Origin of the sequence: Undibacterium sp. Jales W-56, from assembly GCF_025548535.1 — a bacterium.
Classification (GTDB): Bacteria; Pseudomonadota; Gammaproteobacteria; order Burkholderiales; family Burkholderiaceae_D; genus Undibacterium.
Genome location: NZ_JAJLQW010000005.1, coordinates 252,777 through 277,127, shown reverse-complemented (window position 1 = coordinate 277,127; position 24,351 = coordinate 252,777). Strand labels below are relative to the sequence as shown.

Here is a 24,351-nt window from a genome sequence, read left to right as displayed (position 1 = left end):
TCAGCATCAGCAACTAGGAACCTGCCTCGTCTTGATCGGTAGCTGGCGCTGGCATGCTGTCCGGCGTCCGGCCGCGCCGGACAAGCGCATCTCTCAGCAGATATTCGACTTGCGCATTGCTGCTGCGCAGTTCTTGCGCTGCGAGCCGTTCGATCTCTGCCCATAATGCAGGATCGATACGCAGTAAAAACGATTTTTTCCCCGGACTGGCCATGTTGTTAGCGCGTTGCTGAGTTGAGAATCGATGAGTCCAGCAGTTGATGTAATTGCGCGTACAAACGGTCCGGCTCGGCAGAACCTAAGCGCAGCGAACTGCCATCGGCTTTCGTAATACGCACAGCGCCGCTGCCTGCGGCGTTGTACAGCATGCCCTGCGTTGTCAAACGAATGCCCCAGCCTTCGGTCCAGCGCGTCTGGCACAACTCAACCTGGCGAATTTCACTCAACGCAACTTTCCAGGCCGGCCAGCCCAACAGACCGAAATGCCAGCGCAGATGGGTACTATCGATCCTGATCGTGAGACGGCCCAGCAAACCCAGCACCAGGCAATTGATCGCGGCAATGGTAAGTAAGGCGCGCAGCCGCTCCGCTGGGTTCTGACCATTGGTCTCTAACATCATCACGATCAAGGTAATCAGCGGCAGCGTGATCCACAATACTTTGATCCACTGGCTTTGTTGATATTTGATTTGGTTCACTGCTATTTTCCTCAGTTTTTTGCAATTTTTTAAATCGATTGATCGATTGACTATGTTATTGATGACGAATAAAACGGCGGCATACAAACCCCGGTCAATGTGAGAATTAATCAGGACTTACGCAAAACAGAAAACTGCTTAACACCATTTACAGCACGCCCGCAGTCTGGGTGCGGCTTGCAGAGACATTTCGTGCCAACAGGCGCAGCCAGCTTGCGGGTTCACTTTCATACCGACACACCATGGAGTCTTTTCTCTGGCCTTTTCTCTGTGTCTCCGTGTCTCTGTGGTGAGAGGTTTTGGTTTTTGTGGAAGTCCTATTAATTAAGTGCAGCGCTCGATCTTAATTGTAAAGCGTACCGGTATTGATGATCGGCTGCGTCTCTTTGTCCGAGCATAAGACCACCAGCAGGTTGCTGACCATCGCCGCTTTACGCTCATCATCGAGGTTCACGATTTGACGTTCCGACAAACCTTTTAAGGCTTCCTCGACCATGGATACGGCGCCGTGGACGATCTTTTTACGGGCGCTGATAATCGCTTCGGCCTGCTGTCTGCGCAACATGACCTGGGCGATCTCCGGCGCATAGGCGAGGTGCGTGAGTTTGGCGTCCTCCACATCGATACCGGCAAATTCAAACCGCTTGCCCAGCTCTATGCTTAAGGCTTTGGTGACTTCATCGAGACCAGCGCGCAAAGTAATTTCATGGGTAGGAACATCATCGGCTTCGTCGTACGCGTATTGCGATGCCAGATGACGGATCGCGGTTTCTGCCTGCACATTCACGAAGCGCTCGAAGTCGTCGATGTTAAACAGAGCCAGCGCCGTATCTTGCACACGCCATACGATCGCGGCGCCAATCTCCACCGGATTGCCGCGCTTGTCGTTGACTTTTAAGGTCGGCGAATTCAGGGTGCGGGCACGCAAGCTGACCTTGCGCACAGCATAAAAAGGATTCGCCCAACGCAAACCCGGATTGCGATCCGTGCCGACGTATTGTCCGAACAAGGACAGCAAGGCCGCCTCATTCGGTTGCAGCATATATAGCCCCGATAGCAAGAAGGCTCCCAGCACGCTGGTCAGCAATTTGATCAGCAGACGAGCCACATCAAGATCAGATGCGCCCGACCATGCCCAGTAAACGCCACCGGCAATCAGCAAGAGGCCGACCGCCACCATCAGATATCCATCGGGAGATGCATGGATGCGTTCATGCATCAAGACTTTGTTGCCGGCTACCCCAGCTGGTTTGCTAGATTTGTCCATATATTCTCCGTCTCAATGAAATCAAAGTGATATCACTTTAGTAGCAAGTAAATCGAATGTCAAGGTCAAAAAATCTATATTGGAGTTATGCCAAACAGTAAGCTGCTTACCACCATATACATTGAACCCGCAGGCTGGATGCGGCTTGCAGGGACATTTCGTGCCAGCAGGCGCACCCGGCTTGCGGCTTCGTTTTTTCTCTGTGCCCCTGTGTCGCGGTGGCGAGAGGTTTTGCTTGTTGCGTAAGTCCAAATATAAATCCAAACCCTGAATTCAAGCCTGAAACTCCGGATAAGGTAAGATGCTGATTTCTTCGCAGCATGATTTCTGTCTGCCTGATGCAAAAACCGACTCTATCGCATCAGCCGTACGCGCTATTTGCCTCACCCGCCTTATGAAAACAAAAATCCTCACCGAATCCCGTGCCTTGTGGCAGCTTGCATGGCCCGTATTGATCGGTCAGCTCGCCACCGTCGGCATGGGCGTATCTGACGTGGCAATGACAGGACATGCCAGTGCCAACGATCTCGCCGCGGTCGCGCTGGGCGCCTCGCTCTGGTCTATCGTGCTGGTCACGGTGATGGGTGTGATGATGGCCATTAACGCCATTGTTGCGCATGAAGTCGGCGCCAGCGCTGATCACAAGATTCCGCATATCGTCCGTCAATCTTTGTGGATGGGCTTCGGTGTCGGCGTCTTGGCGTGTGTGCTGCTAAACCTGTCGACCCTGGTATTCGATCACCTGTATCTGGAAGACAGTGTGCGCGATAAAGCCGCTGAATTCGTGCATGTCATCAGCATCGGCCTGCCGGCTTTTGCCTGTTATCGCGCCCTGTACGGCTATACCGCCAGCCTGAATCAGACCAAGCCGGTGATGCTGATTGCGATCGGCGGACTGGCGTTCAATATCTGCATCAACTGGCTGCTGATTTACGGCCACTGGGGCTTGCCGCAACTCGGCGCGACGGGTTGTGCGGTTGCGACCGGCGTTGGCTTGTGGCTGATGCTGGCTGCGATGATCTGCTGGATCAGAAAAGCGCCGGCCTACCAGAGCACCTATCCGTTCACCCATCGCGAAGCGCCGAACTGGCATGAGATCCGCAGCATGCTGCGCATCGGTTTGCCGATCGGGGTCACGTATTTTGCCGAAGTCAGTGCGTTTGGCGTGATCGGTTTGCTGGTCGCCCGCTTCGGTGTCACCGCAGTATCGGCCCATCAGATCGCGCTGAATTTTTCATCGCTGGTATTCATGGTGCCGCTGAGTTTCGGCATCGCCTCAATCACGCGCGTGGGCCAGGCCCTGGGTGAAAACGATCCGCACAGAGCACGCTTTTCATCCTGGGTCGGGGTCGGCATGGCACTCGGTTTTGCCATTATCTCGGCCTTGCTGATCACCGTATTCCGTCACGAAATCGCCGCCGCCTACACCAGCGACGCAGCGGTACAGCAGGTGACGATCAATTTATTATTACTCGCTGCGCTGTTCCAGCTCTCTGACGGCGCGCAAGTTGCCGCTGCATCGGCAATCCGCGGTTATAAGGTCACCCGCACGCCGATGCTGATCCACCTCGCCGCGTTCTGGGGCGTCTGCATTCCGCTGGGATGCGCATTGGGACTGGCGCCTGCGTGGCTGCCGTGGCGTCCGGCCCAGCCGATGGCAGCGACCGGATTCTGGATATCGCTGGTGGTTGGTTTAACGATTGCCGCGATTGCGCTTCTGATTTACTTGCATCGGGTCTCGCATCGCCGGCTGAGAGCCTGATCATCATCACCCTGCGACCGCTGCCAAAAACAGGTCAAACCCGCCGATTCTGCGCGAAACTGCCTTAGCGACCGGATGTTCAAGTAAAATAGCGGGTTAATCTTACCCACTCGGCAAACTATCATGAGTCTCAAATGCGGCATCGTCGGCCTGCCTAACGTCGGCAAATCCACCCTGTTTAATGCACTGACCAAAGCAGGCATCCCGGCAGAAAACTATCCTTTCTGCACGATTGAGCCTAACGTCGGCGTGGTCGAAGTACCGGACCCGCGTCTCGCGCAATTGGCCGCCATCGTCAAACCGGAACGCATTCAAAACGCGATTGTCGAATTCGTCGATATCGCCGGCCTGGTCGCCGGTGCCTCCAAAGGCGAGGGCCTGGGCAATCAATTCCTCGCCCACATCCGCGAAACCGATGCCATCGTCAATGTGGTGCGCTGCTTTGAAGATGACAATGTGATCCACGTCGCCGGCAAAGTCAGCCCGCTCGATGATATCGAAGTAATCCAGACCGAACTTGCATTGGCCGATATGGGCACGGTAGAAAAAGCCATACACCGCGAAAATAAAAAAGCCCGCTCCGGCGATAAAGACGCAGCGAAACTGGTCGCCCTGTTAGAGCGCATCATGCCCGCATTGAACGAGGCCAAACCGGTACGCGCACTCGGCCTGGATGCCGAAGAAATGCTGCTGATCAAGCCGCTGTGCCTGATCACCGCCAAGCCGGCGATGTACGTCGCAAACGTGTCTGACAGCGGCTTCAAGGACAATCCTTTGCTCGATCAGCTGAGCGCTTACGCCCAATCGCAAAACGCACCTATCGTGGCGATCTGCGCCGCGATTGAATCGGAAATCGCCGACCTCGACGATGCCGACAAAGCGGAATTTCTGGCCGATATGGGCATGCAAGAACCCGGCCTGGATCGCCTGATCCGTGCCGGCTTCAAACTGCTCGGCCTGCAGACTTATTTCACAGCGGGCGTCAAAGAAGTGCGGGCCTGGACCATCCATGTAGGCGACACGGCGCCGCAAGCAGCCGGCGTGATACACACCGATTTTGAACGCGGCTTCATCCGCGCACAGACCATTGCATTTGACGACTACATCGCCTGCAAAGGCGAGACCGGCGCCAAGGAAGCAGGCAAGATGCGCGCCGAAGGTAAAGAATACGTAGTCAAGGATGGGGATGTATTGAATTTCTTGTTTAACGTCTAAGCAGGAAACATCAAATCACCGCACTTCATACAGTCTCAAAATATCAAGCTAGCCCTATGAAAGTAGGGCTTTTTTGTATCTTGAATCGCCCCGGCTTTCGTAGAGGCTCGTTGGTGTGAGTCATGTCGACACGGACAAAAATGCTGCTACCTCTCCTTACCTTCCGTATCGCGCGAGGGCCGCAAACCATGCCACCGGATATACCACCGCACCCAGTACAAATAGGTTTTTTCCGCCGGGAGCATGGCAATGCCTGTACCGAATACGCTCGCACATCTGATCGAGCAAGCGCATGGAACACAATGGCGGCTTGCGTGGTTTGTCGGTTTTGTTACAACTGCACATATGCACAGCATATTTACGCAAGAGCCAAAAAATCAGGAAGGCTTCCGGAGAGCTAAGTTTCCATGTTATATCGCAAGCTTCCATGTTAAATTGGCATCTTGCAATATATAGCACGTTAGGCCGCACATATTCCCTCTTGTTGTCTGCTCACTACCCCAACTCCGGCGAAAAGAATGATGAAAATCTTGTTGCTGCTTGTTCTTGCCATCCCGCCCTGGCTTGCCGTCAAGTTCGGCGCACCGAAGTGGGGGCTGGCACTTTCGACTGCCCCGTTTTTTCTTCTCGCTATGAGCATGGGAGATCCGGACGACCACATGTTTGGCGAGGCATCCGAATGGATCGGAAAATGGCTACTTCTGTTCGTTGGCCTTGGTGGAATCGCGCTCGGGTTGGCCGCTTGGACTCTGCGGGGTACATCGTCGCTATTGGGGCTGGCTTGGTGGGTGGGACCGATTGCGTTGATCGTCGCGATCATTGCCGTTGTGCGAATACTGCGCAAGTAGTCCGTGAGCGAGCGGACTTTCAACAGCGCCTGCTAACAAAAGACTAATCTGTAGATTTTTCGTTTAACGCCTGCGGTAACATACAGGTTTGTCGTATCCAGCACATTTTCATCATTCCACGACTCTATGCCGACCGTCACTGCACTTAGCCTCTATCCCATCAAATCCTGCGCCGGCATTTCACTCGCCAGTGCAACCGTCAGCGCTGCGGGCTTGTCGCATGGGTCTGTCCACGACAGGGAATGGATGCTGGTCGATCAGGACGGTCTGTTCATCAGTCAACGCGAATATCCGCGGATGGCCTTGATCCGGCCAGAGATACAGGGTGCCACTATGATCCTGCGTGCCCCCGGCATGCCCCTATTGGGTATCGATTTAAACCCAGATGCTCTGGAAGACGCGCCGCGTATTTCGGTACAGGTGTGGGACGATGTGGTAACGGCACGTGTTTATGATCAGCCAGTATCGGCATGGTTTAGCCAGGTCCTGGCAACGCCATGCCGGTTGGTGCGTTTTGATGCCAGTTCACGGCGGCTGGCTAGCCGCAAATGGACCGGCGAGCAGGATGCGCCTACCCATTTTGCCGACGGCTATCCGCTGTTGCTGACATCCACCGGATCATTGGAGGATCTGAATCAAAAACTGGTGGCGCAGGGACGTCCGGCGATTCCTATGGATAGATTCCGCCCGAATATTGTGCTGTCCGGCATCGAGGCATTTGAAGAGGACTATGCGGGTTCTTTCACTATTCTGCACGAGGCTGGCGAGATACAACTCCAGCCCGTCAAGCCTTGCACCCGCTGCACTATCCCGGCGGTCGATCAGTTAAGCGGTGAAGCCGGACCGGATCCGGTCGATATTTTGCAGACCTATCGTGCTAATCCCCTGCTGGATGGCGGCATCACTTTCGGAATGAATTTGATCGTCAGAAAAGGGATCGGTAGCGATATTCATGTTGGCGATCAGGTCGATATTCAGTTAGCATTCTAATCAACAAAAACTGGGCCAACCCGGATACCTAACACACAAGAAAGCTGATATGGGGACAGGTGCCACACCGCCGCTGGATCTGAGCACGCAATATACGATCAATGAACTGCGCAGAGAAAACGCTATGCTGCGCAACCAGTTGGCGAATTTGCTGGAACATGCGCATCAGAATCAACAAATCATGTCGCGCCACCAGGATTTTGACCTGAAGCTGATCAGCACTAGTAGTTTCCGCGAGTTGGTCGAAAATATTTTCAGTACGCTGGCGAAAATGTCAGAGCTGGATATCGTGACGCTAGGTCTATTGGACAGACAAAAGAGTCTGCAAAAAATCATTGGCGAACTGAACATTAGTCCTGAAGAGTTTCCATCTCTCTTTTTTGTGCAAAACGAATTCGACCTGCGCATACGCGGCGAACCATTGCGCAAGCCGGTACTCGGTATATTTAATCAAACAGACCACGGCAAGATGTTTGCAACCTGTGCAAAAAAACCGGGCAGCGTAGCGATCGTCCCTTTGATACGGCAAAATAAATTATTGGGCTACCTGAACCTGGGCAGCTTTCAGGCATCGCGGTTTAATGCAACGATGGCGACCGATTTCATCGAGCATATGGCGTCCATCATCGCCATCTGCCTGGAAAACGTGATCAATAACGAACGTCTGACGCACATGGGTTTGACCGATCCTTTGACCAATGTCAGCAATCGCCGCTACGTCGAACAACGCATGCTGGAAGAAGTCGGACGGGCGCGCCGCCAGCAATACAGCGTCGTGTGCATGTATCTCGACATCGATTTTTTCAAACAGATCAATGATCGCTACGGTCATCAGGGCGGTGACGATGTCCTGATCGAGGTCAGCAACCGGATTAAAGCCGAGCTGCGCCTGAGCGATACCATGGGACGTTTTGGCGGCGAGGAATTTGTCGCACTGCTGATCAATGCGAGTGCCGAGGACGGCATGTTGGTAGCGGAACGCATACGCAAGAGCGTCGCAGGAAAGGCGTTTCAGCTAAACAGTTCCGGCAGTTGCCAGGTCACGATTTCTATCGGAGTATCGACTTTATCGGAATCCCTGAATTACGGCAAAATCGACAACGTCGCCCGTGAGTTGCTGCAGGATGCGGATCAGGCCTTATTCCGTGCCAAGAACCAAGGCCGCAATCGCGTGTGCGAATCTACCTAGACAAGCAAACTAAGGCATCAGGGCTGAGCCGCTTTGATGTCCGCTTGCAGGCGCTCGTACTTGGCCTGTAATTGCTCGTTGGTTTCACGCCATGCAGGATTGAACGGAATGCAGCTGACAGGACAGACCTGCTGGCATTGCGGCTCTTTGTAATGTCCCACGCATTCGGTGCATTTATGGGGGTCAATTTCGTAAATCTCCGGCCCCATATAAATCGCATCATTCGGGCACTCGGGTTCACATACGTCGCAATTGATGCAATCGTCTGTAATCAATAAAGCCATACGTTCTCCTGCTACTGCATGTCACTACTTGCTTAAACTTTCAGAGCCTGTTCGGCTACTTTTTTCTGCAACCACTTGTCCACGGACGGAAATACGAATTTGGACACATCGCCGCCAAACATGGCGATCTCGCGCACGATGGTGCCGGAGATGAATTGATACTGGTCAGAAGGTGTCAGGAATAAAGTTTCTACGTCGGGCAGCAAATAACGGTTCATCCCTGCCATTTGAAATTCATATTCAAAATCGGACACGGCACGCAAACCGCGGACGATCACACGCGCATCGTTTTTACGGACAAAATCCTTGAGCAAGCCGGAAAAACTCTCAACTCGGACATTCGGGTAATGGCCCAATACTTCGTTGGCAATCGACAATCTTTCATCCAAAGAGAAAAAAGGCTTTTTGTTTTTGCTGTCTGCAACGCCGACGACCAGCGTGTCAAACAAACCGGAGGCGCGACGCACCAGATCTTCATGACCGCGCGTCAGCGGATCAAAGGTTCCCGGATATACAGCTGTGACCATTTTTACTCCCTCATTTGTGTCTGTGCACCAATTTGAAGAGGCATTATGCCTGATTTCCTAGCGCCTCATGCGTCATAATGTTGCGTTGCAGTATATGAAAATACACACTGCCAGCCTGATCGGCACGAATCACTTTCCAATCTGCCAACCAGTCCGGCATCGCTTGCATGAGCGGCTCTGTGGGCAATGCATACTCTGCTTCGACATAAACCAGGCCTCCTGCGGCTAACAGTTTTGCACAATACGGCAGGATTTTCGGCAGATAAGCCTGCTCAAAAGGCGGGTCCAGGAAAATCAGATCATACTGTTGTTGGCGCGCCACCATGCTCTGGACAATCGTCAGCGCATCGCCCCTTAGTAAATTCACCTGGCTGGCGTTCAGCTTCTGCCTGACCTGATCTAATTGCTTAAACGCAGGCGTATGGTATTCCACCATCGTCACGCCGGCAGCCCCGCGGCTCGCCACCTCAAATCCCAGCGCACCAGTTCCGGCAAACAGATCCAGGCAAGTGAGCGCTGACCACCTGCCGTCAGTCAGATGAGTCAACCAGTTAAATACGGTTTCCCTGACACGATCGGGAGTAGGACGCAAACCCTCTGCATCAATTACGCTGAGTACGCTACGCTTCCATAGCCCGCCGATGATACGCACCTGGTGCGGTACCCGCTTTGGGGCTGTTTGCGGCGCATGGGGTTTCCTGGCTTGTGCTTTCATTGTTTTTTAAAGATCTACTCTGTTAATTCGTTACCACATGGCATAAGTGTCGCATTATGACGCAGTCTGCGTGCTGCCCCAACAAACTTGCGTCTGTTAGAATGGCGGGATTCTAATCTGTCGCATATCCAGAGTTTCCACTATCCTCGATGTTTAGCTTTTTCAAGAAAAAACCCAAAGAAGAACCCGCAGCTTCAACGGTTGCCGCAACTCAGGCTGCACAGCCCGCCGTTACTGCACCGGCTGAACCAGCGCCAGTCAATATCGTCGTTCCGTCCGATGCGAATCCATTCACAATCGCAGCCACGCCGAAGCAATCCTGGCTGAGCCGTTTAAAAGCTGGGCTCTCCAAGACTTCGTCGAGTCTGACCACGCTGTTTGTCGGGGCACGAATTGATGACGATCTCTACGAAGAGCTGGAAGCGGCCTTATTGACGGCAGATGCCGGCGTGGAGGCAACACAATTTCTACTTGATGGCTTGAAAAGAAAAGTCAAAGAACAAAAGCTGACCGAGGCCGAGCAAGTCAAAACCGCGCTCAAGGCCTTGTTACTGGAGTTGCTGACCCCGTTGCAAAAACCCTTGGAGCTGGGGCGCTATCAACCCCTGGTCATGATGATTTCCGGCGTGAATGGCGCCGGCAAAACGACGACCATAGGCAAGCTCGCCAAACATTTGCAAAGCCATCAGCAATCGGTGTTGTTGGCGGCAGGCGACACCTTCCGCGCCGCTGCCCGCGAGCAACTGACGGTTTGGGGCGAGCGCAATAATGTCACCGTGATTTCGCAAGAATCCGGCGATCCTGCTGCCGTTGCTTTTGATGCAGTCGCTTCCGCCAAGGCGCGCGGCACCGATGTAGTGATGGTAGATACTGCCGGTCGCTTGCCTACCCAATTGCATTTGATGGAAGAGCTGAAGAAGATCAAGCGTGTGATTGCCAAGGGCATGGATGGCGCACCGCAAGAAATCCTGTTAATCATTGACGGCAACACAGGACAAAACGCGTTGGCGCAAGTCAAGGCCTTCGATGATGCACTGACCTTGACTGGCCTGGTCATTACCAAACTCGATGGCACTGCCAAAGGCGGGGTGCTGGCGGCAATCGCCAAGACGCGCCCTGTTCCGGTTTATTTCATTGGTGTCGGCGAGCAAATCGAGGACTTGCAGCCATTCAACGCCCAGGAATTTGTAGATGCCTTGTTGAGCTAAAAGGACAACGCCGATGATAGAGTTCCAGCAAGTCTCCAAACAATATCCGCATGGTAGCTATGCGCTGCGCAATGTGTCGCTGAAGATCAACGACGGGGAACTCATTTTCATTGCGGGGCCATCGGGAGCCGGTAAATCTACGCTGCTCAAAATGATCGCCGGGATTGAACGCGCCAGCAGCGGAGTCGTCAGCGTGAATGGACAAGATATCAGCAAATTGAAGACCGGCAGCCTGCCTTATTTACGCCGCAAACTCGGTTTGATTTTGCAGGACAAGGGTTTGCTGCTGGATAGAAGCGTGCTGGCAAACGTCATGCTACCGCTGATTGTGACCGGCGCATCTGCGGCAGAAGCCGAAACCCGCGCCCGTACCGCACTCGACAAAGTAAATCTGGCTGACAAGGCAGAGGCGTTCCCGCTGGCGCTCTCCGGCGGCGAACAGCAGCGGGTTGCCATCGCCCGCGCTATCGTCAATCGCCCGCAAATTATTCTGGCGGACGAACCTACGGCTTTCCTCGATCGTGATAACGCCAACAAGGTCATTAGCGCCCTAAAAGCCTTTCAAAGTGCGGGAGTGACCTGCATTATATCCAGTCACGATGAGCAGTTTCTGGATCAGGCCAGCCGCGTTATTTATTTGAACAGGGGAGAATTATCGGACTCCTGGCAATCTTCCATCGCGGCATAGTCTGGAAAATAGGAAAATTCGATGACCATCTGGTTCCGTCAGCATCTGTTTGCCCTTAAAAGCGCCTTATCCCATTTGCGCTCCAGCCCGGGCAATTTCTTATTCAATGTGCTGGTGGTCGCGATTGCGCTGGCCTTGCCGATCGCGGGTTTGACGCTGATTGAGAATATTCGTCCGGTTTCTGCGCAGCTATCAATCGAACCTGAGATCAGCATTTTTCTTAGCCCGGATACGCCGAGATCAGATGCCACGGCCCTGTCGGTATCGATCAAAAAACTGCTCAAGGACGCGAATATCAGTGCAAAACTGAATTTCGTCACCAAAGACAAAGCGCTCGCTGCATTAGAAGAAACTTCCAGTCTGGCGGAAGTGCTCTCCACTCTGGGCGGCAATCCCCTGCCGGACGCTTATATTTTATCCTTGTCGAATTCGGATGCGCACCGGGTCGAGTTCCTGACCCAACAGCTAAAAAGCTTGCCAGGAGTCGATGTCGTGCAAGTGGATTCAGCCTGGGTAAAACGGCTGGCAGCGCTGGTGCAAGTGTTGCAGTTATCCCTGTTATTTCTGGCAGTCACTCTGAGCGTGGTAGTGATTGTGGTGATTTTCAATGCGACCCGCCTGCAAGTCATTTCGCATCAGGCTGAAATCGCGATAGCGCGCTTATTGGGCGCGACGAACAGCTTTATACATCGCCCTTATTACTACACCGGCGCCCTGCTGGGATTGCTGGCCGGAGGAATAGCGCTGGGCTTAATTGCAGCGTCCTTGCGCCCGCTCAATCAGGCCATCGCGGAATTCGCTAAATTGTACGCATCAGAATTCCACTTGGTGCCATTGGGATGGATTGCCAGCATGCTGTTGCTGGCGACTAGTGTATTACTCGGCCTGTGTGGTGCGTTTCTCTCGGTCAGAAGACAATTGTCACGTTTGAGTTAATTCGGAATTCATTCGCTATCATCAAATAATCCGAAACTTTTTCATCAGACAGTTCTCTAAGTATTCATAGCGGTTTCAAATTAACCATCATTTTTTAATATATTTTTTCTATATTAAGCATATGAATTTGGAGTATTAGCACTCAACTCAAGAGAGTGCTAAGATAAGAACTTGAAATTGATGATTTAGCCCAAATTTGTGGCTAAATCGGCAGCAATAGGGAGGAAGAATGAATCAATCATCGACATCTGTGATGCCATCTTCGGATAGCACAGCGCTCGCTTTAGGTTTTACCGGCAGTCTGGGCAATATTGACGCCTACATCTCAGCGGTGAACCGCTTGCCTATGCTCACGCATGAGCAAGAGATCGATTTGGCAAGAAAGCTCATCCAAAATAACGATTTGAACGCTGCGCAGCAATTGGTTATGTCGCATTTACGCCTGGTGGTATCTATCGCGCGCGGCTACCTTGGCTATGGCTTGCCGCATGCCGATTTAATTCAGGAAGGCAATATTGGCCTGATGAAAGCCGTGAAGCGCTTCGATCCTGACCAGGGTGTGCGGCTGGTGTCCTATGCGATGCACTGGATCAAGGCGGAAATGCATGAGTACATTCTGAAAAACTGGCGCCTGGTCAAAGTCGCGACAACCAAGGCGCAACGCAAATTGTTTTTCAATCTGCGCAGCCATAAAGAAGGTTTGGATTCAATGTCGCCGAAGCAAGTCGATGCATTGGCTAAAACCTTGGATGTCAAACGCGAAGAAGTCATCGAAATGGAAATGCGCTTATCCGGCAGAGATATCGCTCTGGACGCGCCGACCGACGATGATGACGACAAGTTTGCTCCTATCGCTTATCTGAAAACCGAGACGGAAGAACCGACCCGTGTGCTGGAAGCACGGCAACGCGATCGCTTGCAAAGCGAAGGCCTGGAAACGGCTTTATCCAAACTGGATGCGCGCTCACGCCATATCGTTGAATCACGCTGGTTAAAAAACGACGATGGCTCTGGTTCTACATTGCACGAGCTTGCTGATGAGTACGGCGTTTCTGCCGAACGCATCCGCCAAATCGAGAGCGCTGCCTTGAAGAAAATGAAAGGCGCTTTAGCCAATTTCACCTGATAAGTCATCATTCGCTCAAACAAGAAGCACTCCTCGGAGTGCTTTTTTTATTGCAACAGCAATTTCAGGTCATGGGCAATCGGTTCCGCCCCCTGTCCATGGCGCAGAAACAAGCGTATCCGGCCCTCCGGGTCGAATACATAGCTACCGGCGGTATGATCCATCGTGTACGAGGTCGCGGTTTTGCCCGGAATTTTTTGGTAATAAACTTTAAAGTCCCTGGCGACTTTGGCAGTAGCAGCAGCATCACCGTACAGCCCTAAAAACCTCTTATCAAAATTAGGGACGTAAGCGGCTAACAAGGCTTGCGTGTCGCGCTCAGGGTCGACTGTCACAAACAAGACTTGCACCTTCTCTGACAGACTGCCTAACTGCTTCATGACCGCAGCCATCTCAGCCATGGTGGTAGGGCAAACGTCGGGGCATTGCGTGTATCCGAAGAAAATAACCACGGCTTTACCCTTAAAATCGGCCAAGCGGCGTGGCTGGCCATTGTGGTCTGTCAGGGCGAAATCTTTGGCGTAGTCGAGGCCGGTCAGATCTGTATTATTAAACTGCGGCGAAGGTTTGCTGCATGCGGTCAGACACAATATCAGCAACACGCCCGCCAAACGGATTAGTTTAGTCATAATTTAATATAGTGATCGACCAGCAAAGCGGCAAACAGCAAGGACAAATAAATAATGGAAAAAGCAAATGTCTTGCGAGCGAGAACATCATCGTAGCGACGATAAATGCGCCACGCATACCATAAGAAAATCAGGCCAAGAATGACTGCGCTGACCAGATAAATCAATCCGCTCATATGCACTGCATAAGGCAGCATGGTGGTCGCAAACAGGGCAATGGTGTACAGCCAGATATGCAAACGGGTGAGCTCTGGGCCATGCGTGATCGGCAGCATAGGCAAGCCGGATTTAGCGTAATCATCGCGCCGGTACATCGCCAGCGCCCAGAAATGCGGCGGGGTCCAGATGAAAATAATCAATACCAGCAACCAGGCTTGCATCGGTACATCGTTCGCAATGGCTGCCCAGCCAAGCGCAGGCGGCATGGCGCCGGATAAACCGCCAATCACGATATTTTGCGGCGTTGCCGGTTTCAGAATAATCGTATAAATGACCGCATAGCCGACAAAAGTAATCAAGGTCAGCCACATCGTCAGGGGATTAACCATGGTGTAAAGCACCCACATGCCGAGGCCGCCGATAACACCGGAAAAAATTAAAATCTGCGCAGGATGGATTTCACCTTGGGCAGATGCGCGTCTTGCGGTCCTCGCCATACGCGCATCGATTTCACGCTCAACCAGGCAATTCACAGCAAATGCGGCGCCTGCCAGCAGCCAGATGCCTATCGTGGCAGCGACGACGATTCGCCAATCCGGCAAGTCTGGCGTGGCCAGGAACATCCCTATCACTGCACAAAATACGGCTAATTGCGTGACGCGAGGTTTCGTCAACGCCCAATACTGAGCCATACGACTGGATGAGATGCTAAGTGATGTCATAGAAAATCTGAGGGGGAAGGACCGGCGCTACTCAGTTGTTACCGAGGCACTTACCGCGTGTCTAAGGCGGTAGTTTAACATGCTCAATAGGAGCACGAGTAAGGCAGCGCCGCCATTATGCAAGACGGCAATGAATAAGGGCCAGGAGAAGAATACTGTCGATACGCCGGACAAAAATTGCAACCCGATGACGATGAGCAGGTAGTTTCCCAACGCCGCTACATGCGCTTTTTTACGCGCCAGATAAGCCGTTACAGCGACCGCAATAATCACCAGCCAGGCGAAGCTCCTGTGCACCCAATGGATGGCAACCAAAGCTGAAAACGGCAAATACGATCCATCCGCCTTCTGACCTAATTGCCGCCACAAGCTAAAACCATGTTCAAAATCCATCTCGGGAATCAGCATGCCATGGCACAAAGGATAATCCTGGCAAGCCAGGGCCGCATAGTTGGTACTCACCCAACCGCCGAGCGCGATTTGCAGCGTCAATAATATCAGCGCCACGGTCGCCAAAATGATTAGTGAATCAGGTTCTGATTTCGCTATGCTCGTTAACGACTGTGTGTGACTCTGGCTCGCCAGTGACCAGGCCTGGATTGCCAGCAAGGCCATGCCGAGTAAAAGATGGGTAGTCACAATCACCGGCTGCAATTTTAAGGTCACGGTCCAGGCGCCAAAAGCGCCTTGCACACACACCAGAAAAAATATCCCGGTCGGCAACCACGCTGAAGTCAACAAGTCCTTCCGTCGCCACCAGGCATACGCCATTTGTGTGACGATCAAGAGGCCCACACTCATTGCCAGATAGCGGTGAATCATTTCTATCCACGCTTTTGACAAGGTAACCGGCCCGGTCGGCATCAACGCCTGCGCGGCACTGATCGCATGGTGCGCCTGAAACGGATTCGCTTCGCCGTAACAACCGGGCCAGTCCGGGCAACCCAAGCCTGAGTCGGTCAGCCGGGTAAATGCACCGAACATGATCAGGTCAAAGGTCAGGAACAAGCTGACCGATATCAGCTTGTGATATTTACTCTGGCCTTTTGAAAACCAGACCAGACTGAGTGGGATCGTCGCGAGAATCAGCGCAGTAATGGCAATTTGCATCCACATAATTAGCCTATTGCAGATGCCTTCAGCAACTTAGCGATGTCTTTCTTAATCCTATTCGGGTCCGCATCTTTGGGAAAGCGCATCATCAAATTACCTAAAGGGTCAATCATGTAGATGTGATCACTGATGCTGGTATTGCTGTCGCTTGGCAGCCAGGATTTAAGCTTGTCGACGTTCACTGTCAACATGCGGGTGCCATCATACTCACGGATTAAAACGGTATCCACCGGCTTGTCGTCGGTAATCAGCCAGACACGCTCTATGCGCTCCATTTCTTTGCCCTGAATCAGGCGTAACTGCCGCATGTCATACAGCTTTTTCTTACACGCTTCAGCGCAGTCGCCGCTGTCGGCTTGCAGCATGATCCACTTACCATGATAGGCGTCCAGCTCTTTGGGCTCGCCCCCCAACAAACGCGCATCCAGCTTAGGCATAGGGTAGGAGCGCGGGTCCAGAATGACGCCATAATTGGTTCTGCCTTCCGGCTTAATCACAAAATAAAACAAATAGGAGAGCAGCATAGGTGCGGCACACACAGCCAGAACCAATAAAAGTTTCCAGCGACCTGCATGCGTATTATTCGGTTTTTCCACGACGATATCCTGTAACTACAAAAAATATAATTGCCATCAACGACAAGGCATACCATTGAAACGCATAGGCTCTATGTTTATCCGCGCCATCCGATGGCAGCGGCCAATCCCGCGTTAATCCATCAGCCGGACCGGAACTTTGTTCAACCATCAGAGGAAGCAATTTCCATCCTGTCTGTTTTGCTAAGTCGGCTGGATTCAAGTTTTGGAGCACGGCACCGGGCCTGACTATTTCAGCCTGCCCCAATTGCATCACATGGCCCAAATTCTCATGTAACTGCCCCTCGATCTGCACCAGGCCCGGCGGCGTGATGAGTGCTGGCATACGCGTTCTATCATGCGCATCGCGTGCCTGCCAACCTCTGCCGACCAGAATGACCTGATCCGTCCCCTCCATCTTAAACGGCATAACAACATAAAATCCTGCCACCCCTTTTAACGGACGGTTATCCAGATAGAGTGGCCATTCCGCAACAAAATGCCCCGTTAAACGAATACGCCTATACACCGACGCGCGGGACGACAATGCATCTTGCGCAGACAAGGGTGGTAATTTAGTCCGCTCCTGCATGGCCTGAGCGATGGCTTCTTTTTCCTGCGCTCTGCGACTTTGCCATTGTCCCAGGCTGATACCAAGCGCGCAGAGCAACAAGGTGATCAGTAAAGGAATCCAGCGAAAACGAAACTTATTAGGCATTACAATAGAGGTTTTACGGTTAGGTAGAACAGCATGAAAATCCTTGTAGCAATCGCATTTTTCCTGATTATCTTTAGCATGGGATCTGCATTGGTTTACCTCATGAAAGACAAGGGTCGCAGCAATCGCACAGTCAAAGCGTTGGCATATCGGGTCGGCTTTTCGATCAGCCTGTTTATCCTGATCTTACTGGCAAACCATTTTGGCTTCATTCAGCCGACCGGCATCAGGTAAACAATCAGCGACTCCGCTTAACAAAAAGCCGCACAGTGTGCGGCTTTTTTATTATGTCTTTTGAGTGTATCGCTTATAACCAATACACTACGACATACAAACCAAGCCAGACCACGTCAACAAAGTGCCAATACCATGCTGCGCCTTCAAAAGCGAAATGATGTTCAGGCGTGAAGTGTCCCTTCATGACACGATACAAGACAACGGATAACATAATTGCCCCCATCGTCACATGGAAACCATGGAAGCCGGTCAACATAAAGAAAGTAGAACCGTAGATGCCGGATGTCAGTTTCAGGTTCAATTCGCTGTATGCATGCATGTATTCGTATGCCTGGAAACCCATGAACACTGCGCCCAACAAGACGGTAGCGAATAACCAGAATGCTGTTTTGGCGCGATGGCCTTCACGCAATGCATGATGTGCAATCGTCAGGGTAAGGCCAGAAGTCAACAGTAAAGCCGTGTTGATGGTAGGAATAGGAAACGGCCCCATCGTCTTAAACGCTTCAACCGTCCCCGCTGGTCCGGCATTACCCCACTGAGCAGCGAAATCTGGCCATAGCACTTTATGGTCGAGATCAGCCAGCCAAGGCATGGAAATACTACGTGCATAAAACAAAGCGCCGAAGAACGCGCCGAAGAACATCACTTCCGAGAAAATGAACCAGCTCATGCTCCAACGATAAGACACGTCGATACGTGCGCTGTATTTACCGCCCTCAGATTCAGCAATCGCGTCGCCAAACCAGTTGTATAAAACAACCAAAGTCAGAAAAATACCTGCCAAATTGAGGTAAACACCCCAAGTAACACCATTGACCCATGCCGATGCACCGATCATAGTCAATAACAAACTCGCGCCACCCAGCACTGGCCATTGCGATGGGCCAGGTACAAAGTAGTACGGTGCATTAGCGTTTTGAGAACTCATTTCCATCTCCCGATACAATTTTTAAACTTGAAGTATTACTTGATTTGTCGCTTACTTTGCCACCACAGCTTTTACGATAAATACCAAGATCGCAATAAAAATCAGCGCACCAAAAATGCCTGCCATGATTACGTGAACTGGATTTAACTGTGCCGCATCCTGCTCATAATCGTTCTTTTTACGTATTCCTAAAAAAGACCAGAATACGGCTTTCATCGTGGCAAAAAAAGAAGCCTTACGTTTGCTCGCCGATTTCAAATCATCCATCTCATGCGCCTTTATCAACCGCTTTGGGCTTTCCGCCGACTTCAAAAAATGTGTAAGACAAGGTGATGGTCTTCACATCTTTAGGTAATGCCGGATCGATATAAAACACCACCGGCATTTGTCTGGCTTCATTCGCCTCCAGGGTCTGCTGCTTAAAACAAAAACATTCCATTTTTTTGAAATAGGCAGAGGCCTGCTGCGGTGCGTAACTGGGTATAGCTTGAGCATCCATTTTGTAGGACTGCTTGTTCACTACCTCATATACAACTTGCGCCATTTCGCCAGGATGGACCTTCATGCTCGATACCGTAGGACGAAAACGCCAAGGTCCCTGAGTATTCGCATCGAATTCGATAGTCACCTCTCGCGAGCGATCAATTTGCGAGTTTGAAATTTCTTTCGCCGAAATGTCTTTCGGCGTCAGGATATTTACCCCAGTCAACTCACAGATCTGCTTATAGATAGGCACCAAAGCATAACCAAAGCCAAACATCAGAACAGCAATCACCAACAGCTTACCCAACATGGTGGCGTTGAGTTTATTCTTACCAAACTTCGCTTGGTCTAATTCATCCGACATACCCCGTGCCTCAGCGCAAGGTTTGCTTGACGAATACACCAATAAAAAACACCAAGGCAACAGAGAACAAAATCAATGCCGTTCTGAGATTGTTTGGTTTTTTGCCCTTATTCATTTTCATTTAGGACACTACCAGAGTGCCCTACCCTCATTTATTTAACGACAGGTGGTTCTTCGAATGTGTGGAAAGGTGCTGGACTAGGTACGGTCCATTCCAGTCCTTCTGCGCCATCCCAAGGTTTTGCCGCTGCTGGCTGACCACCCTTGATCGATGGAATAACCACTGCGAACAAGAAATAGACTTGCATCAGACCAAACCAGAATGCACCGATTGTCGCTACCTGATTGAAATCAGTAAATTGCGCCGGATAATCGGCATAACGACGTGGCATACCGGCTAAACCCAGGAAATGCATAGGGAAGAAAGTCACGTTGAACGCAATCAATGAACCCCAGAAATGGATCTTGCCGCGGGTTTCGTTGTACATGAAACCGGTCCACTTCGGACCCCAGTAGTAGTAGCCGGCGAACAGCGCGAACAGGGAACCTGCCACCAGCACATAGTGGAAGTGCGCCACCACGTAGTAGGTATCCTGCAGCTGGATGTCGATCGGCGTTACCGCCAGGATCAGGCCGGTGAAGCCGCCCATCGTGAACACGAAGATGAAGCCGATCGCGAACAGCATAGGCGTTTCGAACGTCATCGAACCCTTCCACATCGTGGCGATCCAGTTGAATACCTTGACGCCGGTAGGAACCGAAATCAGCATCGTTGCATACATGAAGAACAGCTGCGCAGTTACCGGCATGCCCGTAGTGAACATGTGGTGGGCCCAGACGATGAAGGACAGGATCGCGATGGAAGCCGTTGCATACACCATCGATGCATAACCGAACAAAGGCTTGCGGGCAAACGCGGGAACGATCTGCGATACGATACCGAACGCAGGAAGAATCATGATGTACACCTCTGGATGTCCGAAGAACCAGAAGATGTGCTGATACATCACAGGATCGCCGCCGCCGGCCGCGTTGAAGAAGGAAGTGCCGAAGTGACGGTCGGTCAAAGTCATCGTGATCGCGCCGGCCAGTACCGGCATAACGGCAATCAGCAGGTAGGCGGTAATCAGCCAGGTCCAGCAGAACATCGGCATCTTCATCAGCGTCATGCCGGGAGCGCGCATGTTCAGGATGGTGGTGATGATGTTGATCGAACCCATGATCGAAGAAGCACCCATGATATGGATCGCGAAAATCGCCATGTCCATGCCTGGGCCCATCTGTGTGGACAGCGGCGCATACAGCGTCCAGCCAGCGGCGGTGGCGCCGCCAGGCACCCAGAACGAACCCATCAGCAATAAAGCTGCCGGCGGCATCAGCCAGAACGAAAAGTTGTTCATACGGGCGAACGCCATATCGGACGCGCCGATTTGCAGCGGAATCATCCAGTTGGCGAAACCGACGAAGGCCGGCATGATTGCGCCGAACACCATGATCAGGCCGTGCATCGTGGTCAACTGATTAAAAAATTCAGGTTGCATCAATTGCAAACCTGGCTGGAACAATTCACTACGTATCATCAGGGCCAGGACACCGCCGGATAACAACATCGTGAAAGCGAACCACAGGTACAGGTTACCGATGTCCTTGTGATTGGTGGCGTATAAATAACGGCGCCAGCCATGAGGATGATCATGTGCATGATCATCATGCGCGTGGTCGTGAGCGTGAGCGTGCGCGACGGTAGTTGAGCTCATCAAATTCTCCTGTTCTTCCTGCAATTACTTACGCGCAGCAAGCACTTCTGCTGGCTGAACAATGTTTTCGGCGGCTTTATTGGACCAGCTATTACGTGTGTAAGTAATAACGGCGGCAATTTCCGTATCGGATAAAGTGGCTTTCCATGCCGGCATGCCGTTCTTGCCATTCAACAGAATCGCTTCCTGGCCTGCTTTAGGTCCATTGACGACGGCAGAACCGTCCAGTGCCGGGAAAGCACCTGGAACGCCTTTGCCTGTCGCCTGGTGGCAAGCCACGCAATTTGCCGCGTAAACTTTTTCACCGCGCTGCTTCAACTCATCAACCGTCCAGACTTTGTTTGGATCGTCTGCCTTGGCTGCCATTTCTTTTTTCTTGCCATCGACCCAGACTTTGTAATCTGCTTCAGAGACAACTTTAACCACGATAGGCATAAACGCATGCTCCTTGCCGCACAGTTCTACGCATTGACCGCGGTACGTACCGAGTTTCTCGGCCTTGAACCATGTATCGCGCACATAGCCAGGAATTGCATCCTGCTTTACGCCGAAAGCAGGAACAGTCCAGGAGTGGATGACATCGTTTGCGGTCGTAATAATGCGAACTTTTTTGTTGAGCGGCACCACGACTTCATTGTCGACTTCCAGCAAATAGTTATCGCCGCGCGCTTCTGTAGGAGCAACGCCAGGCGCGCCGACCTGCGACCTTGGCGTAGAGAGAGTGGATAAGAAAGAAATGCCTTCGCCATCACCCTTGAGGTAGTCGTAACCCCATTTCCACTGCATGCCCGTCGCCTTGATGGTGATGTCAGCATTTGACGTGTCTTTCATCGCCACAACAGTTCTGGTTGCAGGCAATGCCATTGCAATCACGATAATGAAAGGGACGATGGTCCAGGCGATTTCAACTGAAGTGCTCTCATGAAAACTTGCGGCTTTATGCCCTACCGATTTACGGTGTTTTAAGATCGAATAAAACATTACGCCAAACACGGCAATAAAGATTACCAGGCAAATACCCAGCATCAAATTGTGGATGGAGTAGATTTGTGACGCAATCTGCGTCACAGGTGTTTGCAAGTTTAACTGCATGACCGCTGGACCGCCTTGACTATCTACCACTGCCCAAGATGGCAAACTTGCCGCCAGGAGCGAGGCACCAAGCATTAACGACGGTAATCGCTTCGCATGTTTCATGATTTCCCCAAAAAACCCATTAGAATTCTTTTAACAGAAGTGCCCGTTTTGCGACAAATTCGACAAAATATAGCGTCAATGCACAGGGACAACTTCCACAACTGCAAGAGTATAAGGTGTAAAGCGACCTCATATCAAGCGGAAAGCGGGTCATATCGCCATGATCGGGCCCAGATCGGACCCAAATCGAGACATCCGAAATAAGTGCCGGGGAAAAATTCCCGCCGATATTTGCGATAGATGAAATTCATTTTTTGGGGAAATCAAGCCGGATAATTGACTCGCCTGATGCCAGTTTTTTGAGAATGGGTCGAAACGCATGTCCATAAACCACTTCGAGGGTCAGCGGAATTCGACCATCTGCGCCGCGCGTGCGCAACAAAGCATCGCATAAACGCTGATGAGCGGCTCTACCCAATAGCCCCTGACGACGCGTCAATAATGGGTTGCCGCCTAAAGATTTGACGTCGGCAAACAGTTGCTCCACGCTTTGGTAAGTCAGGGTAATTTTTTCCATATCCATCACTGGAGTAGAAAATCCGGCATTCACCAGCATATCCCCGAAGTCATGCATATCGACAAAAGGCAAGGTGTGAGGCAATGCATCGATATCGGCAAAAGCACGACGCAATTCCACTAAAGTATCCGGCCCGAAACAAGAAAACATCAGCAAACCCTCTGTGCGCAACACTCTGCGCCATTCAGCAAATACCAGATCGGGTTGCGGATGCCAGTGCAAAGCCAAGTTGGACCAGACCATGTCTAGCGAATTTGTTGCAATTGGCAGTCGCGCAAAATCAGCGCAAATTAAATTGTCGGCCGCCACAGCACGCAGGCCGGTCGGCAACCACTTGTTCAATAAGCGCCCGACCGAACTCTGGGCTGCGTCACGGCTCTGCCGTGCCACTTGCAGCATCTGGTGCGAAGCATCCACACCGAATAATTGCGCATGCGGATACAAACCCTGCATATGCATTAAGTCTGCCGCTGCACCGCAGCCCGCGTCCAGCAAGCGGCCCGGCTGTATTTTGACCAGCTCTAACTTTTCACGCATGCGGAGCGCAACCTCGCGCCTTAAAAAATCGGAACCTGCCACTTTTTTTGGCTGTGAAAATAATTGCCGTACACGTGACAAATCAATTGGAGCGCTCAACATAGTTATACAGGTTTAGAGAATGCGATAATGTACCGAGTTTACACGCTTGTTACCCAGACCGCAGATACTTGCATGCCCTCCTCTCAATTCAACCGGCTCACCACCTGCCTCGCGCAAACCGCGCAGTTATTGCCGTCGTCATGCGCGCTGTGCGGTGAGAGCGATGAAAACATCTTGTGCGATGCCTGTCGCAGCAACCATTTCTGTAACCAGCAGATGCGCTGCTCGATTTGTGCTTTACCGATATTCGCTCCATCTGCAACAGACACAGAATCGCCGCCGCTTTGCGGTGAATGCATCGCGACGCCACCCAGTTTTGACCGTACGATAGTAGCGTGCAATTATGTAGCGCCCGCCGATCAGTTAGTGCTGGCACTGAAATTTGCGCATCAATTGATGCTCGCGCCTTTGCTTTCAAACCTGTTGAGAGATGCAGTTTTAGGCAATGTCAATCAAACCTTGCCCGATTTATTGACGGCAGTTCCGCTTGGACAAAAGAGATTACAAGAACGCGGATTTAATCAGGCAGTAGAAATAGGACGGCCGCTTTCGAAGCAGCTTGGCATCCGCTTTCAAGCAAATCTGCTCGAGCGGACCAGGGAAACCCAACAGCAAAGCAGTCTGCATCCTGACGCCAGGCACAAAAATATGCGACGGGCATTTGTTCCCAACGAACGCTTCCTGGAAGAGATCAAGGGACGCCATATCGGCGTCGTCGATGACGTCATTACCACAGGTACTACAATGAACGAGATCGCGATTACATTGAAGCGTTTTGGTGCAATACGCGTCAGCAATTATGTATTTGCCAGAACACTGCCTCACTAAATCCATTACCGATTTATTCAAAATTAAAG

Annotated in this window: 29 protein-coding genes; 11 read left to right on the top strand and 18 right to left on the bottom strand. The window is 51.8% G+C overall.

Features of this window, described 5'->3' with window-relative positions; genetic code table 11:
* Positions 1-13: 13 nt before the first annotated feature.
* The 3 genes from LPB67_RS14920 to LPB67_RS14910 form a co-directional block, all read right to left on the bottom strand.
* Positions 14-214 carry a hypothetical protein gene (locus LPB67_RS14920; RefSeq protein ID WP_262838071.1) on the bottom strand — a complete coding sequence of 67 codons (201 nt, stop codon included), beginning with the start codon at positions 212-214 and terminating at the stop codon, positions 14-16.
* Between the two features lie 4 nt (positions 215-218).
* On the bottom strand, positions 219-698 hold the full coding sequence (locus LPB67_RS14915) for a hypothetical protein (RefSeq protein WP_262838070.1): 480 nt from the start codon (positions 696-698) through the stop codon (positions 219-221).
* Between the two features lie 343 nt (positions 699-1,041).
* Positions 1,042-1,965 carry an SPFH domain-containing protein gene (locus LPB67_RS14910; protein WP_262838069.1) on the bottom strand — a complete coding sequence of 308 codons (924 nt, stop codon included), beginning with the start codon at positions 1,963-1,965 and terminating at the stop codon, positions 1,042-1,044.
* 394 nt (positions 1,966-2,359) lie between these two features.
* Here LPB67_RS14910 and LPB67_RS14905 point away from each other — a divergent pair, with 394 nt between their 5' ends.
* The 5 genes from LPB67_RS14905 (at position 2,360) to LPB67_RS14885 (ending at position 7,969) form a co-directional block, all read left to right on the top strand.
* On the top strand, positions 2,360-3,727 hold the full coding sequence (locus LPB67_RS14905; protein WP_262838068.1) for an MATE family efflux transporter: 1,368 nt from the start codon (positions 2,360-2,362) through the stop codon (positions 3,725-3,727).
* 123 nt (positions 3,728-3,850) lie between these two features.
* Positions 3,851-4,942, top strand: a complete 1,092-nt coding sequence (gene ychF / locus LPB67_RS14900) for a redox-regulated ATPase YchF (protein ID WP_262838067.1) — start codon at positions 3,851-3,853, stop codon at positions 4,940-4,942.
* Positions 4,943-5,460: 518 nt separating this feature from the next.
* Positions 5,461-5,790 (top strand): hypothetical protein, encoded by a 330-nt coding sequence (locus LPB67_RS14895; RefSeq protein ID WP_262838066.1) that lies wholly within the window; start codon positions 5,461-5,463, stop codon positions 5,788-5,790.
* Positions 5,791-5,916: 126 nt separating this feature from the next.
* Entirely contained in the window at positions 5,917-6,780 is an 864-nt protein-coding gene (locus LPB67_RS14890) for an MOSC domain-containing protein (protein ID WP_262838065.1), read from the top strand.
* Between the two features lie 49 nt (positions 6,781-6,829).
* The gene (locus LPB67_RS14885) at positions 6,830-7,969 is read left to right on the top strand and encodes a sensor domain-containing diguanylate cyclase (protein WP_262838064.1); all 1,140 of its coding nucleotides are present in this window, start codon (positions 6,830-6,832) and stop codon (positions 7,967-7,969) included.
* Positions 7,970-7,986: 17 nt separating this feature from the next.
* On the opposite strand, the gene LPB67_RS14880 is transcribed toward LPB67_RS14885, so the two are convergent.
* Genes LPB67_RS14880 through rsmD form a run of 3 tightly spaced genes read right to left on the bottom strand, consistent with a single transcriptional unit; the run spans position 7,987 to position 9,495 of the window.
* Positions 7,987-8,253, bottom strand: a complete 267-nt coding sequence (locus LPB67_RS14880; RefSeq protein WP_262838063.1) for a YfhL family 4Fe-4S dicluster ferredoxin — start codon at positions 8,251-8,253, stop codon at positions 7,987-7,989.
* A 32-nt stretch (positions 8,254-8,285) separates the two neighbouring features.
* Positions 8,286-8,780: a pantetheine-phosphate adenylyltransferase gene (coaD, locus tag LPB67_RS14875; RefSeq protein ID WP_262838062.1), complete on the bottom strand. Its 495-nt coding sequence runs from the start codon at positions 8,778-8,780 to the stop codon at positions 8,286-8,288.
* Between the two features lie 43 nt (positions 8,781-8,823).
* Entirely contained in the window at positions 8,824-9,495 is a 672-nt protein-coding gene (gene rsmD, locus LPB67_RS14870) for a 16S rRNA (guanine(966)-N(2))-methyltransferase RsmD (RefSeq protein WP_262838061.1), read from the bottom strand.
* 149 nt (positions 9,496-9,644) lie between these two features.
* On the opposite strand from rsmD, the gene ftsY reads away from it, so the two are divergent.
* The 4 genes from ftsY (at position 9,645) to rpoH (ending at position 13,453) form a co-directional block, all read left to right on the top strand.
* Entirely contained in the window at positions 9,645-10,703 is a 1,059-nt protein-coding gene (gene ftsY, locus LPB67_RS14865; protein WP_262838060.1) for a signal recognition particle-docking protein FtsY, read from the top strand.
* Between the two features lie 13 nt (positions 10,704-10,716).
* Positions 10,717-11,391, top strand: coding sequence for a cell division ATP-binding protein FtsE (locus tag LPB67_RS14860; RefSeq protein ID WP_262838059.1), 675 nt, complete (start codon positions 10,717-10,719; stop codon positions 11,389-11,391).
* Positions 11,392-11,412: 21 nt separating this feature from the next.
* Positions 11,413-12,327 (top strand): cell division protein FtsX, encoded by a 915-nt coding sequence (locus LPB67_RS14855; RefSeq protein ID WP_262838058.1) that lies wholly within the window; start codon positions 11,413-11,415, stop codon positions 12,325-12,327.
* 229 nt (positions 12,328-12,556) lie between these two features.
* Positions 12,557-13,453, top strand: coding sequence for an RNA polymerase sigma factor RpoH (rpoH, locus tag LPB67_RS14850; RefSeq protein ID WP_262838057.1), 897 nt, complete (start codon positions 12,557-12,559; stop codon positions 13,451-13,453).
* Between the two features lie 47 nt (positions 13,454-13,500).
* Here rpoH and LPB67_RS14845 read toward each other — a convergent pair whose 3' ends face one another.
* Genes LPB67_RS14845 through LPB67_RS14825 form a run of 5 tightly spaced genes read right to left on the bottom strand, consistent with a single transcriptional unit; the run spans position 13,501 to position 17,369 of the window.
* Positions 13,501-14,082 carry an SCO family protein gene (locus tag LPB67_RS14845; protein ID WP_262838056.1) on the bottom strand — a complete coding sequence of 194 codons (582 nt, stop codon included), beginning with the start codon at positions 14,080-14,082 and terminating at the stop codon, positions 13,501-13,503.
* A complete protein-coding gene (cyoE, locus tag LPB67_RS14840) occupies positions 14,079-14,963 on the bottom strand; it encodes a heme o synthase (RefSeq protein WP_262838055.1) in 885 nt (294 codons plus the stop codon). The genes LPB67_RS14845 and cyoE overlap by 4 nt, the downstream gene beginning before the upstream one ends.
* Before the next feature lie 27 nt (positions 14,964-14,990).
* The gene (locus LPB67_RS14835; protein WP_262838054.1) at positions 14,991-16,079 is read right to left on the bottom strand and encodes a COX15/CtaA family protein; all 1,089 of its coding nucleotides are present in this window, start codon (positions 16,077-16,079) and stop codon (positions 14,991-14,993) included.
* Between the two features lie 2 nt (positions 16,080-16,081).
* Entirely contained in the window at positions 16,082-16,600 is a 519-nt protein-coding gene (locus LPB67_RS14830; RefSeq protein ID WP_262838178.1) for an SCO family protein, read from the bottom strand.
* Positions 16,601-16,655: 55 nt separating this feature from the next.
* Positions 16,656-17,369 carry an SURF1 family protein gene (locus LPB67_RS14825; RefSeq protein ID WP_262838053.1) on the bottom strand — a complete coding sequence of 238 codons (714 nt, stop codon included), beginning with the start codon at positions 17,367-17,369 and terminating at the stop codon, positions 16,656-16,658.
* 33 nt (positions 17,370-17,402) lie between these two features.
* Between LPB67_RS14825 and LPB67_RS14820 the strand changes: the two genes are divergently transcribed.
* Entirely contained in the window at positions 17,403-17,603 is a 201-nt protein-coding gene (locus LPB67_RS14820; RefSeq protein ID WP_262838052.1) for a twin transmembrane helix small protein, read from the top strand.
* A gap of 73 nt (positions 17,604-17,676) precedes the next feature.
* Here LPB67_RS14820 and LPB67_RS14815 read toward each other — a convergent pair whose 3' ends face one another.
* The 7 genes from LPB67_RS14815 to LPB67_RS14785 all read right to left on the bottom strand — a co-directional run bounded on the left by LPB67_RS14815 (position 17,677) and on the right by LPB67_RS14785 (position 23,494).
* On the bottom strand, positions 17,677-18,537 hold the full coding sequence (locus tag LPB67_RS14815) for a cytochrome c oxidase subunit 3 (protein WP_262838051.1): 861 nt from the start codon (positions 18,535-18,537) through the stop codon (positions 17,677-17,679).
* A 51-nt stretch (positions 18,538-18,588) separates the two neighbouring features.
* Positions 18,589-18,804 carry a DUF2970 domain-containing protein gene (locus LPB67_RS14810; protein ID WP_262838050.1) on the bottom strand — a complete coding sequence of 72 codons (216 nt, stop codon included), beginning with the start codon at positions 18,802-18,804 and terminating at the stop codon, positions 18,589-18,591.
* Position 18,805: 1 nt separating this feature from the next.
* A complete protein-coding gene (locus tag LPB67_RS14805; protein ID WP_262838049.1) occupies positions 18,806-19,384 on the bottom strand; it encodes a cytochrome c oxidase assembly protein in 579 nt (192 codons plus the stop codon).
* Positions 19,385-19,394: 10 nt separating this feature from the next.
* Entirely contained in the window at positions 19,395-19,505 is a 111-nt protein-coding gene (locus tag LPB67_RS14800; RefSeq protein WP_410482748.1) for a cytochrome oxidase small assembly protein, read from the bottom strand.
* 31 nt (positions 19,506-19,536) lie between these two features.
* Positions 19,537-21,141: a cytochrome c oxidase subunit I gene (gene ctaD, locus LPB67_RS14795; protein ID WP_262838048.1), complete on the bottom strand. Its 1,605-nt coding sequence runs from the start codon at positions 21,139-21,141 to the stop codon at positions 19,537-19,539.
* 24 nt (positions 21,142-21,165) lie between these two features.
* Positions 21,166-22,338: a cytochrome c oxidase subunit II gene (gene coxB / locus LPB67_RS14790; protein ID WP_262838047.1), complete on the bottom strand. Its 1,173-nt coding sequence runs from the start codon at positions 22,336-22,338 to the stop codon at positions 21,166-21,168.
* A gap of 247 nt (positions 22,339-22,585) precedes the next feature.
* Complete coding sequence (locus tag LPB67_RS14785) at positions 22,586-23,494, bottom strand: methyltransferase domain-containing protein (protein ID WP_262838046.1); 909 nt, start codon at positions 23,492-23,494, stop codon at positions 22,586-22,588.
* Between the two features lie 72 nt (positions 23,495-23,566).
* Between LPB67_RS14785 and LPB67_RS14780 the strand changes: the two genes are divergently transcribed.
* The gene (locus LPB67_RS14780; RefSeq protein WP_262838045.1) at positions 23,567-24,322 is read left to right on the top strand and encodes a phosphoribosyltransferase family protein; all 756 of its coding nucleotides are present in this window, start codon (positions 23,567-23,569) and stop codon (positions 24,320-24,322) included.
* Positions 24,323-24,351: the final 29 nt, after the last annotated feature.

Coding starts and splice junctions, on each gene's coding strand:
- LPB67_RS14785 (WP_262838046.1), bottom strand. CDS start 23,494: ATGTTGAGCGCTCCAATTGATTTGTCACGTGTACGGCAATTATTTTCA.
- LPB67_RS14800 (WP_410482748.1), bottom strand. CDS start 19,505: ATGAAAATGAATAAGGGCAAAAAACCAAACAATCTCAGAACGGCATTG.
- LPB67_RS14830 (WP_262838178.1), bottom strand. CDS start 16,600: ATGCTGCTCTCCTATTTGTTTTATTTTGTGATTAAGCCGGAAGGCAGA.
- cyoE (WP_262838055.1), bottom strand. CDS start 14,963: ATGACATCACTTAGCATCTCATCCAGTCGTATGGCTCAGTATTGGGCG.
- coaD (WP_262838062.1), bottom strand. CDS start 8,780: ATGGTCACAGCTGTATATCCGGGAACCTTTGATCCGCTGACGCGCGGT.
- LPB67_RS14805 (WP_262838049.1), bottom strand. CDS start 19,384: ATGTCGGATGAATTAGACCAAGCGAAGTTTGGTAAGAATAAACTCAAC.
- LPB67_RS14880 (WP_262838063.1), bottom strand. CDS start 8,253: ATGGCTTTATTGATTACAGACGATTGCATCAATTGCGACGTATGTGAA.
- rpoH (WP_262838057.1), top strand. CDS start 12,557: ATGAATCAATCATCGACATCTGTGATGCCATCTTCGGATAGCACAGCG.
- LPB67_RS14835 (WP_262838054.1), bottom strand. CDS start 16,079: ATGTGGATGCAAATTGCCATTACTGCGCTGATTCTCGCGACGATCCCA.
- coxB (WP_262838047.1), bottom strand. CDS start 22,338: ATGAAACATGCGAAGCGATTACCGTCGTTAATGCTTGGTGCCTCGCTC.
- ychF (WP_262838067.1), top strand. CDS start 3,851: ATGAGTCTCAAATGCGGCATCGTCGGCCTGCCTAACGTCGGCAAATCC.
- LPB67_RS14885 (WP_262838064.1), top strand. CDS start 6,830: ATGGGGACAGGTGCCACACCGCCGCTGGATCTGAGCACGCAATATACG.
- LPB67_RS14890 (WP_262838065.1), top strand. CDS start 5,917: ATGCCGACCGTCACTGCACTTAGCCTCTATCCCATCAAATCCTGCGCC.
- LPB67_RS14905 (WP_262838068.1), top strand. CDS start 2,360: ATGAAAACAAAAATCCTCACCGAATCCCGTGCCTTGTGGCAGCTTGCA.
- LPB67_RS14825 (WP_262838053.1), bottom strand. CDS start 17,369: ATGCCTAATAAGTTTCGTTTTCGCTGGATTCCTTTACTGATCACCTTG.
- LPB67_RS14910 (WP_262838069.1), bottom strand. CDS start 1,965: ATGGACAAATCTAGCAAACCAGCTGGGGTAGCCGGCAACAAAGTCTTG.
- ftsY (WP_262838060.1), top strand. CDS start 9,645: ATGTTTAGCTTTTTCAAGAAAAAACCCAAAGAAGAACCCGCAGCTTCA.
- LPB67_RS14895 (WP_262838066.1), top strand. CDS start 5,461: ATGATGAAAATCTTGTTGCTGCTTGTTCTTGCCATCCCGCCCTGGCTT.
- LPB67_RS14860 (WP_262838059.1), top strand. CDS start 10,717: ATGATAGAGTTCCAGCAAGTCTCCAAACAATATCCGCATGGTAGCTAT.
- LPB67_RS14780 (WP_262838045.1), top strand. CDS start 23,567: ATGCCCTCCTCTCAATTCAACCGGCTCACCACCTGCCTCGCGCAAACC.
- ctaD (WP_262838048.1), bottom strand. CDS start 21,141: ATGAGCTCAACTACCGTCGCGCACGCTCACGCTCACGACCACGCGCAT.
- LPB67_RS14810 (WP_262838050.1), bottom strand. CDS start 18,804: ATGGATGATTTGAAATCGGCGAGCAAACGTAAGGCTTCTTTTTTTGCC.
- LPB67_RS14845 (WP_262838056.1), bottom strand. CDS start 14,082: ATGACTAAACTAATCCGTTTGGCGGGCGTGTTGCTGATATTGTGTCTG.
- LPB67_RS14920 (WP_262838071.1), bottom strand. CDS start 214: ATGGCCAGTCCGGGGAAAAAATCGTTTTTACTGCGTATCGATCCTGCA.
- rsmD (WP_262838061.1), bottom strand. CDS start 9,495: ATGAAAGCACAAGCCAGGAAACCCCATGCGCCGCAAACAGCCCCAAAG.
- LPB67_RS14820 (WP_262838052.1), top strand. CDS start 17,403: ATGAAAATCCTTGTAGCAATCGCATTTTTCCTGATTATCTTTAGCATG.
- LPB67_RS14855 (WP_262838058.1), top strand. CDS start 11,413: ATGACCATCTGGTTCCGTCAGCATCTGTTTGCCCTTAAAAGCGCCTTA.
- LPB67_RS14815 (WP_262838051.1), bottom strand. CDS start 18,537: ATGAGTTCTCAAAACGCTAATGCACCGTACTACTTTGTACCTGGCCCA.